At 48.7% G+C, this 14,445-nt stretch carries 16 protein-coding genes; 9 read left to right on the forward strand and 7 right to left on the reverse strand.

What is annotated here, in order from left to right:
• Window positions 1–46: 46 nt before the first annotated feature.
• From RDW05_RS05135 to RDW05_RS05145, 3 genes are all read left to right on the forward strand, one after another.
• Entirely contained in the window at window positions 47–466 is a 420-nt protein-coding gene (locus RDW05_RS05135) for a hypothetical protein (protein ID WP_307978088.1), read from the forward strand.
• On the forward strand, window positions 456–1,262 hold the full coding sequence (locus tag RDW05_RS05140) for a Cof-type HAD-IIB family hydrolase (RefSeq protein WP_307978089.1): 807 nt from the start codon (window positions 456–458) through the stop codon (window positions 1,260–1,262). The genes RDW05_RS05135 and RDW05_RS05140 overlap by 11 nt, the downstream gene beginning before the upstream one ends.
• 65 nt (window positions 1,263–1,327) lie before the next feature.
• Window positions 1,328–1,699 carry a metal-sensing transcriptional repressor gene (locus RDW05_RS05145; protein ID WP_307978090.1) on the forward strand — a complete coding sequence of 124 codons (372 nt, stop codon included), beginning with the start codon at window positions 1,328–1,330 and terminating at the stop codon, window positions 1,697–1,699.
• Window positions 1,700–1,743: 44 nt separating this feature from the next.
• Here RDW05_RS05145 and RDW05_RS05150 read toward each other — a convergent pair whose 3' ends face one another.
• Entirely contained in the window at window positions 1,744–3,054 is a 1,311-nt protein-coding gene (locus RDW05_RS05150; RefSeq protein WP_307978091.1) for an MATE family efflux transporter, read from the reverse strand.
• Between the two features lie 147 nt (window positions 3,055–3,201).
• Here RDW05_RS05150 and RDW05_RS05155 point away from each other — a divergent pair, with 147 nt between their 5' ends.
• The 4 genes from RDW05_RS05155 to ftsY all read left to right on the forward strand — a co-directional run bounded on the left by RDW05_RS05155 (window position 3,202) and on the right by ftsY (window position 9,254).
• Window positions 3,202–4,212, forward strand: a complete 1,011-nt coding sequence (locus RDW05_RS05155; RefSeq protein WP_307978092.1) for a radical SAM protein — start codon at window positions 3,202–3,204, stop codon at window positions 4,210–4,212.
• Window positions 4,182–4,679 carry a DNA-deoxyinosine glycosylase gene (locus tag RDW05_RS05160; RefSeq protein WP_307978093.1) on the forward strand — a complete coding sequence of 166 codons (498 nt, stop codon included), beginning with the start codon at window positions 4,182–4,184 and terminating at the stop codon, window positions 4,677–4,679. Before RDW05_RS05155 ends, RDW05_RS05160 begins: the two co-directional genes overlap by 31 nt.
• A gap of 88 nt (window positions 4,680–4,767) precedes the next feature.
• Window positions 4,768–8,337 carry a chromosome segregation protein SMC gene (smc, locus tag RDW05_RS05165; RefSeq protein WP_307978094.1) on the forward strand — a complete coding sequence of 1,190 codons (3,570 nt, stop codon included), beginning with the start codon at window positions 4,768–4,770 and terminating at the stop codon, window positions 8,335–8,337.
• On the forward strand, window positions 8,337–9,254 hold the full coding sequence (gene ftsY, locus RDW05_RS05170) for a signal recognition particle-docking protein FtsY (protein WP_210684530.1): 918 nt from the start codon (window positions 8,337–8,339) through the stop codon (window positions 9,252–9,254). Before smc ends, ftsY begins: the two co-directional genes overlap by 1 nt.
• 168 nt (window positions 9,255–9,422) lie before the next feature.
• On the opposite strand, the gene RDW05_RS05175 is transcribed toward ftsY, so the two are convergent.
• The 3 genes from RDW05_RS05175 to RDW05_RS05185 are packed head-to-tail and all read right to left on the reverse strand — an operon-like array spanning window position 9,423 to window position 10,700.
• Window positions 9,423–9,584, reverse strand: a complete 162-nt coding sequence (locus tag RDW05_RS05175; RefSeq protein ID WP_307978095.1) for a hypothetical protein — start codon at window positions 9,582–9,584, stop codon at window positions 9,423–9,425.
• 40 nt (window positions 9,585–9,624) lie between these two features.
• Window positions 9,625–9,792: a hypothetical protein gene (locus RDW05_RS05180; RefSeq protein WP_307978096.1), complete on the reverse strand. Its 168-nt coding sequence runs from the start codon at window positions 9,790–9,792 to the stop codon at window positions 9,625–9,627.
• Window positions 9,793–9,830: 38 nt separating this feature from the next.
• Window positions 9,831–10,700 carry an Rpn family recombination-promoting nuclease/putative transposase gene (locus RDW05_RS05185; RefSeq protein WP_307978097.1) on the reverse strand — a complete coding sequence of 290 codons (870 nt, stop codon included), beginning with the start codon at window positions 10,698–10,700 and terminating at the stop codon, window positions 9,831–9,833.
• Between the two features lie 522 nt (window positions 10,701–11,222).
• On the opposite strand from RDW05_RS05185, the gene RDW05_RS05190 reads away from it, so the two are divergent.
• The gene (locus RDW05_RS05190) at window positions 11,223–11,981 is read left to right on the forward strand and encodes a hypothetical protein (RefSeq protein WP_307978098.1); all 759 of its coding nucleotides are present in this window, start codon (window positions 11,223–11,225) and stop codon (window positions 11,979–11,981) included.
• A 144-nt stretch (window positions 11,982–12,125) separates the two neighbouring features.
• Here RDW05_RS05190 and RDW05_RS05195 read toward each other — a convergent pair whose 3' ends face one another.
• Both RDW05_RS05195 and RDW05_RS05200 read right to left on the reverse strand, forming a co-directional pair.
• A complete protein-coding gene (locus RDW05_RS05195; protein ID WP_307978099.1) occupies window positions 12,126–12,317 on the reverse strand; it encodes a hypothetical protein in 192 nt (63 codons plus the stop codon).
• A gap of 22 nt (window positions 12,318–12,339) precedes the next feature.
• Complete coding sequence (locus tag RDW05_RS05200; protein ID WP_307978100.1) at window positions 12,340–13,158, reverse strand: Rpn family recombination-promoting nuclease/putative transposase; 819 nt, start codon at window positions 13,156–13,158, stop codon at window positions 12,340–12,342.
• 338 nt (window positions 13,159–13,496) lie between these two features.
• On the opposite strand from RDW05_RS05200, the gene RDW05_RS05205 reads away from it, so the two are divergent.
• Window positions 13,497–13,982, forward strand: a complete 486-nt coding sequence (locus RDW05_RS05205) for a GNAT family N-acetyltransferase (protein WP_307978101.1) — start codon at window positions 13,497–13,499, stop codon at window positions 13,980–13,982.
• Window positions 13,983–14,203: 221 nt separating this feature from the next.
• On the opposite strand, the gene RDW05_RS05210 is transcribed toward RDW05_RS05205, so the two are convergent.
• Window positions 14,204–14,445 (reverse strand): hypothetical protein (locus tag RDW05_RS05210; RefSeq protein WP_307978102.1); only part of this gene is annotated, 242 nt, incomplete at its 5' end.

Genomic DNA, 14,445 nt, shown 5'->3' on the forward strand with positions numbered 1-14,445 from the left:
TGTAATTTGACGGCTGTCTGTGTTATAATGTATTTTGGTGATTAATTTGAAGAAAACAATGTATAATTTAGCCACAATGTGGCTGACGCTGAGCGTCATTTTTTTCCTTTGTGAATATGTAACCGGTATGCTGCAGGTTGTTACCTTGGGCGGATTGGTGGCAGGCTCTTTTATTGAAGGTGCTTTTATGTGCCTGGGCCTGAAGCTGATGCACGTTATTGTGGACAAGTATTTTTTGCTGACGAGGCTGCAGGAGCTGGCCAAACGCAGAAATGACTGTCTGAAGGCTATGCTGGTGATGGCTGCCTTCTCCCTGGAGGGTGCCGTAACTGTTTGCCGGATGCTGCCGGGCTACGACCTTAATTTTGGCATCATGCACGGTATTTTTCTTTTGCTGCTTTATCCGGCAGCAGCTATATTTTTGGATAAATTGATGTTAAAGGAGCAGATGGAGCATGGAAATTAAGCTGATTGCCAGCGATATGGACGATACACTTTTGAATAAGGACTGCCAAATTTCTCCGCGTAACGAGGCAGCTATCAGAAAGGCGCTGGATGCAGGCAAGATTTTTTTGATTGCTACGGGCAGAATGTACGTTTCCGTGCGTCCTTATGCGGAAAAGCTGGGTCTTGATGTGCCGCTTGTTACCTATAACGGCGCTCTCGTTAAGGGCAGCCTGAGCGGCAAGGTTTATTACGAGCACAAGATGAAGCTGTCTACAGCTAACGAGGTGCTGGCATACTGCCGCGAGAAGGGCTATTACCTGCAGCTTTATGTGGGTGACAGCATTTTGATTAAGCAGGAGAACGAATGCTCCCGCATGTATACCAAAATCAGCGGTATTCAGACTACTGCGATTGGTGAGGCGCTTTATCATACAGATGAAGCACCGTATAAGATTCTTGTTATGACCAAGAGCGAGGAATTTGCCGCTGTATGGCAGCAATTTAAAGAGGATTTTGCCGGTAAGCTGGATGTTACCAGCTCCAAGGATAATTTTCTGGAGCTGATGGAGCCCGGTGTCAACAAATGGGAGGCGGTAAAAAGCGTAGCGGCAAGCTACGGCGTACAGCCGCAGGAAATTATGTGTATCGGTGATTCCAATAACGATGTGAAGATGATTGCCAATGCCGGTATCGGCGTAGCGGTTGCCAACGCTAAGGACAGCGTGAAGCAGAATGCAAAAATTATTACCGCATCTAATAATGATGACGGCGTTGCTTTGGTAATCGAAAGCATTTTGACGCCGCAGGCAGAGTAATAAAATGAGGGAGCGTGTTTAGTGCGCTCCCTTTTAATAATGTAGAGATAAGGTTGGTGACAGTAATGGCAGAAGAAAAATCTTTATTGGAATATGTGCGCAGACAGGCGGAGCTTACGCAGCAGGATGATAAAAAGCAGCAGACTTTGCAGGAAGCTCATGCACACGCTCACAACCATCCTAATAAGAAGAAGGTTGTCAACCGCCTGGCACGCATTGAAGGACATGTGCGTTCTATCAAGACTATGGTAGATAACGGCAGGGATTGCTCGGAGGTGCTGATTCAGATAGCTGCGGTGCGCAAGGCGTTGGATAATACAGCCAAGGTTATTTTAAAAGACCACCTGGAGCATTGCATTTTGCATGCTATCGAAAAAGGTGAGGGCAGCAAAAGCCTGGAGGATTTTGAAGCGGCCATTGACCAATATCTGCGCTGAAGTTAAAAAAACTGCACGTTAAGAACGTGCAGTCTTGTTTGAGATTACGCCAAAGCTACTCTTTGCTGCAGCTTGGGAACAAAAAACAGTAAAAAGCTGCTGCGAGCAATATAGAAGATGAGAAAGGCCAGCCACAGGCCGATGTTGCCGTAAAGCGGAATGAGCGTAAAGTAGGCGGTAAGGTAACAGCCTGCGGTCAGTAGCATGGAGATGCAGATAGGCCTAGTGTAGAGCGCACCATTGAATACGCCGTAGTAGACGATACCGAGTGCGCTGATAAGCGGGAAGAAGGCTATAAACAAATCGTACTGCTGCGCTGTGGCAATAACGCTGTGCAGATTGGTGAAGCAGCCAAGAATGGCGTGACGACAGCAATAATAGCCGACAGTCTGCAGCAGGCCGAAGCCGATGGCCCAGATAAAGCTGATGCGCAGCGTATCATTGAGCATGGAGCGGTCGTGCTCGCCGAAGGCAATGCCGGAATAGATGGCACCTGCCTGCGAAAGGCCGGTCAGAATATCGCCCATAATGAACTGTATCTGAAAAAGAATAGAATTAGCTGCCAAAAGCTCACCGCCGAAGGCTGAGCTTTGGTGCATAAAGCTGTTGACCATGATAATCATGCAGAACATACGCACGGTGAGATGCGAACCGCATTGCAGCATCTGACGGCAGGTGGGACCGGAAAAGATTTTTCGCAGCGGCACTGCTGTCAGCGGCAGGGGCTTGTGCTTGGCATAAAAGTACAGAATGGCCAAAAAGCCGGTAATGTTGGCGATGCAGGTGGCAGCAGCAACTCCGGTTACTTCATAATGCAATACGATGACGAAGAGCACGTCCAGCAGTAGGTTGATAATGTTGCTGGCAAGTGCGGTGAGTACCGCGATACGTACATGCAGCGTGCCGGCGAACCATCCCTGTGCAGTCTGGAAAACGAGCGTCAGCGGCATAATCCAGATGAGCATGCGATAATATTGCTCTAACATAGGCTTGGTTGCTGCGTCCGGATTGAAGAGCAGCAGAGCCGTCCGCCAGATAGGCTCCTGCAAAATGACGAGCAGCAGGCCGATGCCGAAGGCTGCCAACACTCCGCGGATAAAAGCACCGGCAAGCAGCTTGGGATCGTGCTGACCTAAGGCTTGGGCCGCAAAGCCACTGGTGGATATTTTCAGAAAGCCGAAGAGCCAGTAGACTGTGCTGAAGATTACTGCACCTAAAGAAACAGCGTTAATGTATGTGTAATTCCCCAAATGCCCGACTACGGCAGTGTCGACGGCACCCATAAGCGAGGCCGCCATTGTAGAAAATGTAAAGGGAAGACTTGTTTTTATAAACTCCATGTGAGATAATTTCATTGCTGCACCACATTCCTATTAAATTTATTGCAACACTATAATAACCCCCTACAGGGGATAATGTCAATAGGAATAATTCTCATTAATCAGCTTTTTCCTGAAAAATTTACATAAAAGCTGTGTTTTTGTTCAAAAGAAGGGATATCTATGTCTATTCTGCCAATTTTCATACCGCATGCAGGCTGTCCGCATCAATGCGTCTTTTGTAACCAAAAGACGATTAGCGGCCAGAAGCTGGCTGCTGTTGCAGCCGCCAAAGAGCAGCTTGCGCGCTGGCGCAGCTGGCTGCGGCCGAGCGTGGCCAACGAGGCGGCGTTTTACGGCGGCAGCTTTACCGGCCTGCCTTTGGAGCTGCAGGAGGAGCTGCTGGCGCTGACGGACGCATTGCTGGCCGAAGGCTTTATCGGCAGCGTGCGCCTTTCAACGCGACCTGATTATATAGATGAAGAGCGCTTGCAGCTTTTGCAGCAGCATGGTGTGCGCCTGGTGGAGCTGGGCGTGCAGTCGCTGGATGACAGCGTGCTGGCGGCAGCGGAGCGCGGCCACACGGCGGCGCAGGTGGCGCCGGCGGTGGCGCTTTTAAAACGCTTCGGCTTTCAAGTCGGCCTGCAGCTGATGGTGGGCATGCCCGAGCAGAGCTTTGCCAGCGTGCAGGAAACAGTGCGTAAGGCTATCGAGATGCATCCTGATGTGGCGCGCATCTATCCTTTGTTAGTAATCAAGGGTACGCCGCTGGCTGCGGACTACGCGGCGGGGCGCTTTGTACCGCTGACTATGGAGGAGGCCGTGACGCAGGCGGCCTGGGCTTATCGCGAGCTGACGGAAGCAGGCGTGAATGTTATCCGCATCGGCCTGCAGCCTGACGAGGAGCTGTGCGCACCGGGCAACATTCTTGCAGGACCGTTTCATCCGGCGATGGGCGAGCTGGTGAAAAGCAGAGTGCTGCGCACCGAAGTGACGTCACAATTAGAGAAGCTGGCTGACTGCGGCGCTGTTACAATATATTGCCCTGCACGCCTGGAATCGAAGCTGCGCGGGCAAAAAAGCTGTAACCTGCACTATTGGCAGGAACGCTTCCAGGGGCTTAAGCTGCAGATAATTCAAGATAAGGCAGATGAGATAAGAGTATGTCCGCATGTAAATCCTTCGCACCGATAGCAGACGAAGATAGCAGAATATTGATTTTAGGCTCCATGCCGGGAATAAAATCCCTGGAGCAGCAGGAATATTACGCACATCCGCAGAACCGCTTCTGGCGTCTGTTGGCACTGCTTTTGCAGGAGGAAGTGCCGCAGGATTACGCAGCCAAGCAGGCCTTGCTGCATAAGCATCACATTGCGCTGTGGGACACGCTGGGCTATTGCGAGCGCGAGGGCAGCTTGGACAGCAGCATCAAAAACGAGGCGCCGAACGCTGTCGTTGAGCTTGCAGGCGAGCTGCCGCATTTACAGGCAGTGGTCTGCAATGGTGGCAAGGCGGCTGTAGCCTTCAAAAAATATTTTGCCAAAAAACTGCCGCAGCAGGTGCGAATCTTTTATCTGCCGTCGACAAGTCCGGCCAATGCGCGTTTGCGTCTGGCAGATTTGGCGGAGCGCTGGCAGGTTATTTTACAATTTTTAGCATGAGAGAACTTCTGCCTGGTGTAAAAAAATTGTATTTTATGATACAATAAAAAGATATAATAACTGATTTATAGAAAATGGGTGATTGCTAGTGCGTTTAAAGTCCTTTTCAACCTATGGCTTTAAATCCTTTGCTGATAAAACTGAATTGACCTTTGACAAGGGAATTACTGCTGTTGTCGGACCGAATGGTTCAGGCAAGAGCAATATTTCTGATGCCATCCGTTGGGCGTTGGGCGAGCAGAGCGCCAAGTATCTGCGTGGCAGCAAGATGGAGGACGTAATTTTCTCCGGCAGCGGCAAGCGCAGAGCGTTGGGCGTAGCGGAGGTCACCATTGATTTTGATAACAGCGACAGGACACTGCCGCTTGATTTTGAGCAGGTAAGCCTGACGCGCCGCATATTCCGCAGCGGTGACAGCGAATATGCGATTAACAAGAAAAGCTGCCGCCTGAAGGATATTATCGACCTGATGGCGGATACAGGCCTTGGTAAGGGCTCCATGTCCATTATCGGCCAAAATAAAATTGATGAGGTCTTAAATAGCCGTCCCGAGGACAGACGCAGTCTGTTTGAAGAGGCGGCAGGTATTGCCAAATACCGCCTGCGCAAAAAGGACGCGGTGCGCAAGCTGGACGATACGGCCAACAACCTTACGCGTATCAACGATATCCGCAGTGAGGTAGATGCGCAGGTAGAGCCTTTGGCGCAGGCTGCAGCCAAAACGCAGCAGTTCAATGAGCTGAGCGAGGCGCTGCGCCGTTGCCGTCTTTCCGTGCTTTTGCGTCGCCTTGATGCGATGGAGGACACAGGCAATGAGCTGCTGGCGAAAAAGCAGGCGGCCGAAGCTGCCTACTCCGAGCAGGCGGCGAAGGTCGGCAGCATGCAGGCCGAGGGCGTAAAGGTGCAGCAGGAGCTGGATAAGCTGGCTGAGGCTTATAATAAATTACAGGACGATATCAAAAACCGCGAGACTGCTTTGGAAAAGCTGCGCGGTGACCAGAAGGTGCTTGATGAACGTGTCAGCCAGAACGAAAGAGCCGGCGAACGCCTGGTGCAGCGCAACGAGCGCCTGGAGCAGCAGGTGAAGGAGCAGGAAGCACGTATGCAGGAGCTGGCAGCAGAGTTTGATGCTGTCGAAAAAAGGCATACTGTGGCCGATGGCGCTGTCAAGCAGCTGCAGGCGCAGCGCGATGAGCAGAGTGCCAAGCTGGAGGAAGCGAAGCGCAGCGACGAGCAGGCGCAGTCACAGTTCTTCAGCGGTATGCAGGAGCTGATTAAGCTGCGCAACGAGCTGCATAACCTGGAGCAGGAGCAGGAGCAGCGTGCACGTCGTCGCGATGCTTTGAAAAAGAGCATCGAAGAGGCGGAAGCTGCAGACCGTCAGGCACAGGAGCAGTACAACAGCCTGCTGGAGCAGCAGTCGCAGTGTGCGCACGGCCTGGAGCTGGTGCGCAGGCAGGGCGAGGAGCTGCGCAGTGCCTATGATGCAGGGCAAAAGGAGCTGCAGGCTGTACGCAGCAGTCAGCAGCAGTGCCAGCGTCAGCTGACGGCGGCCGAAACACGCGAGCAGAGCTTAAAGCGTCTGCAGCAGAGCTACGAGGGCTTCAGCTACGGCATCAAAGCGGTGCTGAAGGCGCAGGAGCCTTGGCGTGAGCAGGTTGTAGGCGTGGCAGCGGAGCTGCTGCAGGTAGAAGATAAATATGTCGCTGCTATCGAAACAGCGTTGGGCGAGGGTGCGCAGAACCTGGTGATGCGCTCGGCCAATGCGGCGAAGGAAGCGATAGCCTTTTTGAAGCGTACTGGTAGCGGACGCGCAACCTTTCTGCCTCTGGATACCGTGCAGCGTCGCGGGCCGAACCGCGAGGAGGAAGTACTGGCGAAGCTGCCGGGAATTCTTGGCTATGCGGTAGATCTAATCGGCTTCAAGCCTGAGGCGGAAAATGCTGTCCGCTTCTTGCTGGGCAGAGTGCTGATTGCCGAAAACATTGATGCTGCCTTGGCTGCGGCAAAGGCTGGCCGCTACCGTCTGCGCGTAGTTACGCTGGACGGCGACGTAGTCAACGCCGGCGGCAGTATGAGCGGCGGCAGCAAAAAGCATAAGGAAGGCTATTTGAGCCGTAACGTAGAGATTGCGCAGGCAGCAGCACAGGTGAAGCAGCTGCATGCCGAAATGCTCAGCTGGCAGGAACAGCTTGAAGAGCTGGAGGAAGCCGAAGGAAAGCAGAAGGAGCAGCTGCAGCAGCTGGCAGCAGAGCTTCGTCAGCAGCAGCTGAAGGCAGACAGGCTCAAGCTGAACCTGGAGCAGGTGCAGCAACAAAAGACGCGCGACAACGAACGTTTGCTGCTGCTTTTGGATGACCGCAGCAATATCACTGCGGCCTATATGGCAAACCGTGATAAGGTGAAGGAGCTGCGCGCGGCAGTTGCCGAGCGCGAGGGACAGGATACCCAGGCTAAGGAGCTTTTGGATAGCCTAAAAAAGGAAATTGCCAAATACGGCAGTGCGGTTACCGCCTTGGATAACCAGCTGCAGGATGCCCAAATTACGCTGCAGACCTCGGCCGCACGCACGCAGGATATCAGCAAGGCTATGCACAGCCTGGACCAGGATACACTGCGGCTGCAGGAGGAAATTGCTGCCAATGGCAGGGAGCAGGAGCGCAGACAGCAGGAAATTGCGGACTGCGATGTGCAAAAGCAGAAGCTGCAGCAGCAAAGCGATGAGCTGCTGGCACAGCTGCAGCAGATTTTGGGCGGCAAGGATGACTTCGCCCAGGAGCGCGGCGACCTAGTGGATAAGCAGCAGGAGATAGAACAAGCGCTGACAGGATTGCGCAAGCAGGTGAACGACAGTGAAGCGCTGCTGAAGCAGACGGAGCTGGACCTGGCAAGGCACGAAAGCAGCTGCGGCCATATCCGGGAGCAGCTGCAGCAGGATTATCAGCTGGATGAGGCAGCGGCGCGCAGTCAGGATTTACCTGAGCTGCAGGCAATGGAGCTGCCGGAGCTGCAAAAGCAGGAAAGCCAGCTGACGCTGCAGATTGCGGACCTGGGACCGATTAATGCGGCGGCGATTGAAGAATACAACGCAGTGAAGGAGCGCAGCGAATTCCTGCGTAAGCAATATGACGATTTGTGTACGGCGAAGGATAATCTGGAAGCGGTCATCGCGGAAATCAACAGCGGTATGACCAAGCGCTTCAAGGAAGCCTTTGCCCAGATCAATGAATACTTTGCGCAATGCTATGTCAAAATCTTTGGCGGCGGTACGGCGGTGCTGCGGCTCACCGAGCCGGATAATTTGCTGGATTCCGGTATCGATATCGATGTGCAGCCACCCGGTAAAAAGCTGCAGAGCCTGTACCTGATGAGCGGCGGCGAAAGAGCGCTGACGGTTATCGCGCTGCTCTTTGCGCTTTTGAGCTACCAGCCATCACCGTTCTGCATTCTGGACGAAATTGACGCGCCCTTGGATGATGCCAATATTCAGCGCTTTGCTGATTTCCTGCGAGATTTTGCCAGTGACACGCAGTTTATCGTGATTACGCACCGCAAGGGTACGATGGAATGCGCCGATATCATGTATGGCGTAACTATGGAAGAATCCGGTGTTTCTAAACTATTATCCGTAAAAATAAATGCAAAGGAGAATGAATAATGGGATTTTTTGAGCGTTTAAAGGAAGGCCTTTCTAAAACAAGACGCAACTTTACTGACCGCATTCAGGAGCTTGTAGGCCTGTCTGCAACGATTGACGATGACTTTCTCGATGAGCTGGAAATGATTCTGCTTTCTGCGGACGTAGGCGTAAAAACTACCGAAAAGCTGATCGACGCAGTGCGCAAAGCAGCGAAGAAGAAGGAAATCAGCGGTACCGAGGATGTTATTCCCTTCCTGAAAAAATATATGGCAGAGATGCTGGCAGACAGCGGCCAACGTACACGTATCGGTGCTAAACCGACTGTTATCCTGGTAGTTGGCGTTAATGGCGTAGGCAAAACTACTACTATCGGCAAGCTGGCAAATTACTTCACCCTGTTCAAATACAAGGTTGTTCTGGCAGCAGGCGACACCTTCCGTGCTGCGGCAGGCGAGCAGCTGCAGATTTGGGGCGAACGCGCGCATTGCGACGTTATCCGTCACGCTGAGGGTGCAGACCCGGCGGCAGTTGTGTTTGATGCTATGAAGGCTGCTATTGCGCGTAAGGCAGATATTCTTTTTATTGATACTGCAGGACGCTTGCATAACAAGGCTAACCTGATGAACGAGCTGGAAAAAATCCACCGTATTATCAAACGCGAAATACCCGAAGCTCCGCACGAAACCTTCCTGGTTCTGGACGCTACCACCGGCCAGAATGCAATCAATCAGGCTAAGGTGTTCATGGAAACCGCTAAGGTTACCGGCGTTGTACTCACAAAGCTTGACGGCACTGCTAAGGGCGGCGTGGTTGTGGCAATTAAGGAAGAGCTGGGTCTGCCGGTTAAATGGATCGGCGTAGGCGAAGGCATTATGGACTTCCGCCCCTTTGAGCCGGATAAGTTTGTAGAAGCGCTGTTTGACAGCGGCAAATAAGAGGCTGCTTGCAGCCGACAGGCGTTGCAGCCTTGCTTATATTAATATAGTAGAAAATCTCCCGAGCTGCGTTTAGCAGCGTGCGGGAGATTTTTTGTGCGGGCAGAGAAAAAGCCGTGTGCGGAAGCACACGGCGGTGGTGGTAGTGAATTTTTAGTTATAGGTTGACTATTCTTGTTCAGCCTTCAGCTTTTCAATCTGTTCGATAGAAAGAGTAGTAGCTTCAGAGATAAACTGCACTGAGTATCCCAGATTTAACATGCGCTTAGCGATTTCAGTTCTTGCTTCAGCTCTACCTTCAGCCCTACCTTCACGTCCTGCATCTGACATAAGGGGAGTTAAAAGCATAATTTCCCGCCTCACTTTCTTATCAAGCTTGCTTCTCTACATGCATATCATTCTTTAGCGTTTCCATATCATCAATAGATAAACCGGTAAGCTCAATGATTTCTTGCGGAGAATAGCAACCCTTAGCCAGCATAAGCTTAGCGATAGCAGCTTTCTCTTCAGCTCTACCTTCTCGTTTTGCATCTGACATAGTGGGAGTTAAAAGCATAATTTCCCGCCTCACTTTTATTAAGCTTGCTTTGTCATAATTTCTTCAATCTGCTCAACAGAAAGCTTAGTAGCCTTGGCGATATCCTGTATTGTTAATCCCATGCTTAAAAGACGCTTTGCAGTAGCGAGTTTCTCTTCAACTCTGCCTTCAGCTTTGCCTTCAACTCTGCCCTCAGCTCTGCCTTCAGCTCTGCCTTCAGCTCTGCCTTCGCGCCTCTCATCTAACAAACGTGCTTCTAAAAGCATAAATTCTCGCCTCACTTTCGTATCAAGCTTAAGATAGCTGATTTCATCGTCAATTTGCTTAGTGAAATCGCTATTTATAATGTGGTTGTTTACATAATCATAAAAGCTTTTGATGTCCTTGGAGATGTTGCCATGCGAACCCTTGGTGTTCAAAATCATGGTAGTTGCTTCATCAGGCAGCTCCAGCTCCATATCCTCCAGACAACGCTTTTTAAAGGTATAAACATAATTGCCTTTGGCAAAAAAATCAAAGACACAAATAAATATGATATAGGTTGGCGGCAGCAGGTCATACTCCTGGCCCTTTTGCAGTAAGTCAATATCCATCAACGCCTGATAATAGCGTGTGCGCTTGGGCAGCACATAATGTTTGGTGTCGGGATTTTTGATATTATTGACCTGCATTTCCAAGTTATAATGTGTGTTCTTATCGTCCGCCACGATGATATCCAGACGAATGCCGCGACTTGCATAGTCAGGATCAAGAGATTTTTCAGCCTCAAAGTAGTTGATGTCGGCAATTTTAATCTGCAGTAATTCCTCTAAAAGGTGCATGCAGATGCGCTTACGTGACATAACCTTTTTGAAGATGAAGTCGCTTTGGATTGTCAGATTATCAAATTTCGTTGCCAGGTTTTGCATATGTTTCCTCCTTTAATTATAGCATAAAATAAGGCAAAAATATATAAGCAGCCAAATGTAAAAAAAGGCGCCTGCCGAAAGCTCGACAGGCGCCACTGGTCCGCACGACCAGGCAAGAGCTCCGCAAAATTGCGGCTACCCATGCAACTAAGGTTATTATAACATAGAAAAAGAATAAAAACAATAGTTCGTTAAAAGAAAATTATGTTATAAATAAAAGAGGCGATTAGAGTGAAGCAGGGATTATGGATATGTGTGTCGAATAATGTTCAAAGTGAGTTTGTACTGATGACTTAAGTAATAAAAATTTGATGGGAAAATTTTTTATTTTATGGTACTACATGGATTAGATAGACAAATATTGTCCGCACCATATAGTAAAATTATCTTAAAGCTACAGCGATGCGAGCTAATTGCAAAAAAGCCTCATTATATGTAGGCTACATAATGTTACCAGATATCTGTTATGCATAATATGAGCAGCATATAAGATATCAAAATAAAAAGGGAAGGTGTTTGAAAATGAAAAGAACAGGGAAATTTGCAGCAGCAATCATCAGCGGAATTATGATGGTCAACGGTTTGTGCTTACCTATGGCTTATGCTTCTCCGGCAAGCCGCTATGTGAATGTGGACGAAAAGTATGATCCGTTTGCCGAGGAGGAAGAACCGGTTAAGGAAGTTGACACATCAAAGCTGACATTTAAGGAAAGAATGGCTTTGCAGGCAAAACAAGAGCAGGCTACTACACAAAAGGTAGCCATTACCAATGTTTTACCTGGTCATATTTATATTCCTAAGCAAACGATGCTTAATGTTGAGCTTATCGAAGCAGCAAATTCTAAAACGTATAAGAAAAACCAACAGGTTGAATTCAGAACTACCGAAAATCTGATTATTAACGGTGTAGTGGTTATTCCTAAAGGTACTGTTGGTATGGGTTATGTATATGAAGTGCAAAAGGCGGGTGGCTTTGGCAGAAAAGGTGTGCTGCGCATTGCAGGTAAGGAAATAAAGACGCTGAACAATGTAACCGTTCCTTTGAGAAAAGGCCTTGAAGGCAAGGGAAAAACTGATGGCGGTGCTGTGGCTGTTGCTGCTGCAGTTAGTCTGGTTGGCGGTCTTTTTATGAAGGGGAGCAATATTAACTATCCGGCTGGCACTGATTTTCAGGTAGAGGTTAGGGATAATGTGGATTTGGGTGTAACTCCGGAAGAGCTGAAGGAGGCTATGAATCCTAATATTCCACATGGTCAGGAACTTACTATTGAAGTAAAATAGGGTGTAACGCGAAACAGCTTTGGTGTTTTGTGCTTTGAGAAATCTGCGTAGGCTGAGGCTTGCGCAGATTTTTTGTATAAAAAAGCCGTTCGCGGCAGCGAACGGCGGTGGGGGTAGGGGGTTAGGGTTTTAGTTATAGGTTGACTATTTTTGTTCAGCCTTAATTTTTTCAACCTGCTCAACAGAAAGCGAAGTACCTTTAGCGACATCTTGCACAGATAAGCCCATGTTTAAAAAACGCTTAGCGGTAGCAAGTTTTTCTTCGGCTTTCCCTTTAGCTTCACCTTCGGCAAGAGATTCTTCGCGAATATCCTTCATACGCATTTCATAAGTCATATAGGAATCCCTCACTTTCTTATCATTCTGATTCAGCCTTAATCTTTTCAACCTGCTCAACAGACAGTAAAGTACCTTTGGCAACGTCCTGTACTGACAACCCCATGCTTAAAAACCGTTTGGCGGTAGCAAGTTTTTCTTCGGCTATGCCTTCGGCAAGAGATTCTTCACGAATATCCTTCATACGCATTTCGTAAGTCATATAGGAATCCCTCACTTTCTTATCATTCTTGATTTCTGTAATTGTATCAGCAACCTCACGGGTGAAATTGCTGGTAACTGTATTGTTGTTGATGTAGTCAAACAGGCTTTGAATATCTGGCGATACATCGCCTTTAGTGCCTAAAGTATTGAGAAACATAATAGCAGCTTCATCTGCCAATTCAATCTCCATGTTTTCCAGGCAACGTCTTTTAAAGGTATAAATACGCTGGGAATCCTCGAAGAAGTCAAACAGGCAGAAGAAGATTATATAAGTAGGAGAAAGCTCGTCATAATCCTGACCCTTTTGTAGCATATCTGTATCCAACATGGCCTGATAGTAGCGGGTGCGCTTGGGCAGCTGAAATTTACCGGTACGACTGACAGGGTTCTTTACCTGCATTTCCAGATTGTAATGCGTATTGGTGTTGTCAGCAATTCTGACGTCCAGGCGAATACCATGGCTGTCGGGATAAACATCAAGCGTCTGTTCTGCTTCGAGATAGGTGATATCTGCAATTTTGGTGTGTAAAAGTTCTTCCAAAATATGCTTGCAGATGCGCTTTCTGAGCATAACGTGCTTGAAGAGAAAATCGTTGGAAAGAGTGAGCTTGTCAAGATTAGATACTTGGTTTTGCATATGTTTCCTCCTTTGATTATAGCATAAAATAAGGCAAAAATATATAAGCAGCCAAATGTAAAAAAAAGGCGCCTGCCGAAAGCTCGACAAGCGCCACTGGTCCGCATGACCAGGCATAAGCTCCGCAGGAATGCGGCTACCCATGCAACTAAGGTAATTATAGCACAGAAAAATAATAAAAACAATAGTTTGTTAAAAGAAAAATATATTACACTTACAGAAGTGTTTACTACCTGCAAAATCGCCGTAAGCGCCTTTAGATTGTGTTTGCTGTTTAACAAGACGGTGATTCATGCTATAATTAATAGAATATGAATTTTACCGGAGGGGAACAGCTTATGATTATAAAATATGCAACTACGGAGGATATTGCTGCGATTGCCGCAGTGGAGGCAGAATGCTTTCCGCCGGCGGAGGCCGCGACTGCCAAGGAGTTTGTTGACAGGGTGAAGTATTATGGCAATCACTTCTGGCTGATGTACGATGCGGAAAAGCTGATTGCCTTTGTAGATGGCTTTGTGACGGATGAGCGTGATTTGACAGATGTAATGTACGAAGATGCGACACTGCACAATGAAAATGGGGCGTGGCAGATGATTTTCGGCGTCAACACTATTCCGGCTTATCGCAAGCAGGGATATGCCAGTGAGCTGATTGGCCGCGCGATTGAAGATGCAAGGCTGCAGGGGCGCAAGGGCCTGGTGCTTACCTGCAAGGAAAGGCTGGTGCCGTATTATGCGAAGTTTGGCTTTGTTGATGAAGGCGTGTCAGAAAAATCAACGCATGGAAATGTTGTCTGGCACCAGATGAGGCTGTCTTTTTAAGAAAAAGGCCGTTAAACAGGACATAGCACGAAGCAGCTTGAGTGTTGCGTGACTGGGGCAAACTGCGCAGTTTTTTTAGATGCTGCTGGCTAAAGGCTGTGCCTGTTCGCGCTTGAAAATTTTACCATTTTCTACATACTATATATAGCGTTAATATTTTACTGCCTTTTTCGACAGCAAAAATGCTCCGCTTACTCTTTTTAGGGTAGGCGGAGCATTTTTTATTTATTATTCAGTTCTATTGTCAGCAGCTTAATCTGCTCCTGCGCTTCTGCTTCCGTTTCGCACATGGAAAGGATGACCGGCATTTTTGACCAGTTTACAAAGGCCAGGATGAAGTAATGGTCTACATATTTATCATTCGTATAAAAGTACCAGTCGCCGGTTTCGTAAACGAGGCTGGTGATTGTATCGCTGTTGATGTAATCAGGGAAGCGGTTCATGTAATCCCAATGGTTATCTT

Origin of the sequence: uncultured Phascolarctobacterium sp. (assembly GCF_902463975.1) — a bacterium.
Classification (GTDB): domain Bacteria; phylum Bacillota; class Negativicutes; order Acidaminococcales; family Acidaminococcaceae; genus Phascolarctobacterium_A.

Coding starts and splice junctions, on each gene's coding strand:
- RDW05_RS05140 (WP_307978089.1), top strand. CDS start 456: ATGGAAATTAAGCTGATTGCCAGCGATATGGACGATACACTTTTGAAT.
- RDW05_RS05145 (WP_307978090.1), top strand. CDS start 1,328: ATGGCAGAAGAAAAATCTTTATTGGAATATGTGCGCAGACAGGCGGAG.
- RDW05_RS05150 (WP_307978091.1), bottom strand. CDS start 3,054: ATGAAATTATCTCACATGGAGTTTATAAAAACAAGTCTTCCCTTTACA.
- RDW05_RS05155 (WP_307978092.1), top strand. CDS start 3,202: ATGTCTATTCTGCCAATTTTCATACCGCATGCAGGCTGTCCGCATCAA.
- RDW05_RS05160 (WP_307978093.1), top strand. CDS start 4,182: ATGTCCGCATGTAAATCCTTCGCACCGATAGCAGACGAAGATAGCAGA.
- ftsY (WP_210684530.1), top strand. CDS start 8,337: ATGGGATTTTTTGAGCGTTTAAAGGAAGGCCTTTCTAAAACAAGACGC.
- RDW05_RS05175 (WP_307978095.1), bottom strand. CDS start 9,584: ATGTCAGATGCAGGACGTGAAGGTAGGGCTGAAGGTAGAGCTGAAGCA.
- RDW05_RS05180 (WP_307978096.1), bottom strand. CDS start 9,792: ATGTCAGATGCAAAACGAGAAGGTAGAGCTGAAGAGAAAGCTGCTATC.
- RDW05_RS05185 (WP_307978097.1), bottom strand. CDS start 10,700: ATGCAAAACCTGGCAACGAAATTTGATAATCTGACAATCCAAAGCGAC.
- RDW05_RS05190 (WP_307978098.1), top strand. CDS start 11,223: ATGAAAAGAACAGGGAAATTTGCAGCAGCAATCATCAGCGGAATTATG.
- RDW05_RS05195 (WP_307978099.1), bottom strand. CDS start 12,317: ATGACTTATGAAATGCGTATGAAGGATATTCGCGAAGAATCTCTTGCC.
- RDW05_RS05200 (WP_307978100.1), bottom strand. CDS start 13,158: ATGCAAAACCAAGTATCTAATCTTGACAAGCTCACTCTTTCCAACGAT.
- RDW05_RS05205 (WP_307978101.1), top strand. CDS start 13,497: ATGATTATAAAATATGCAACTACGGAGGATATTGCTGCGATTGCCGCA.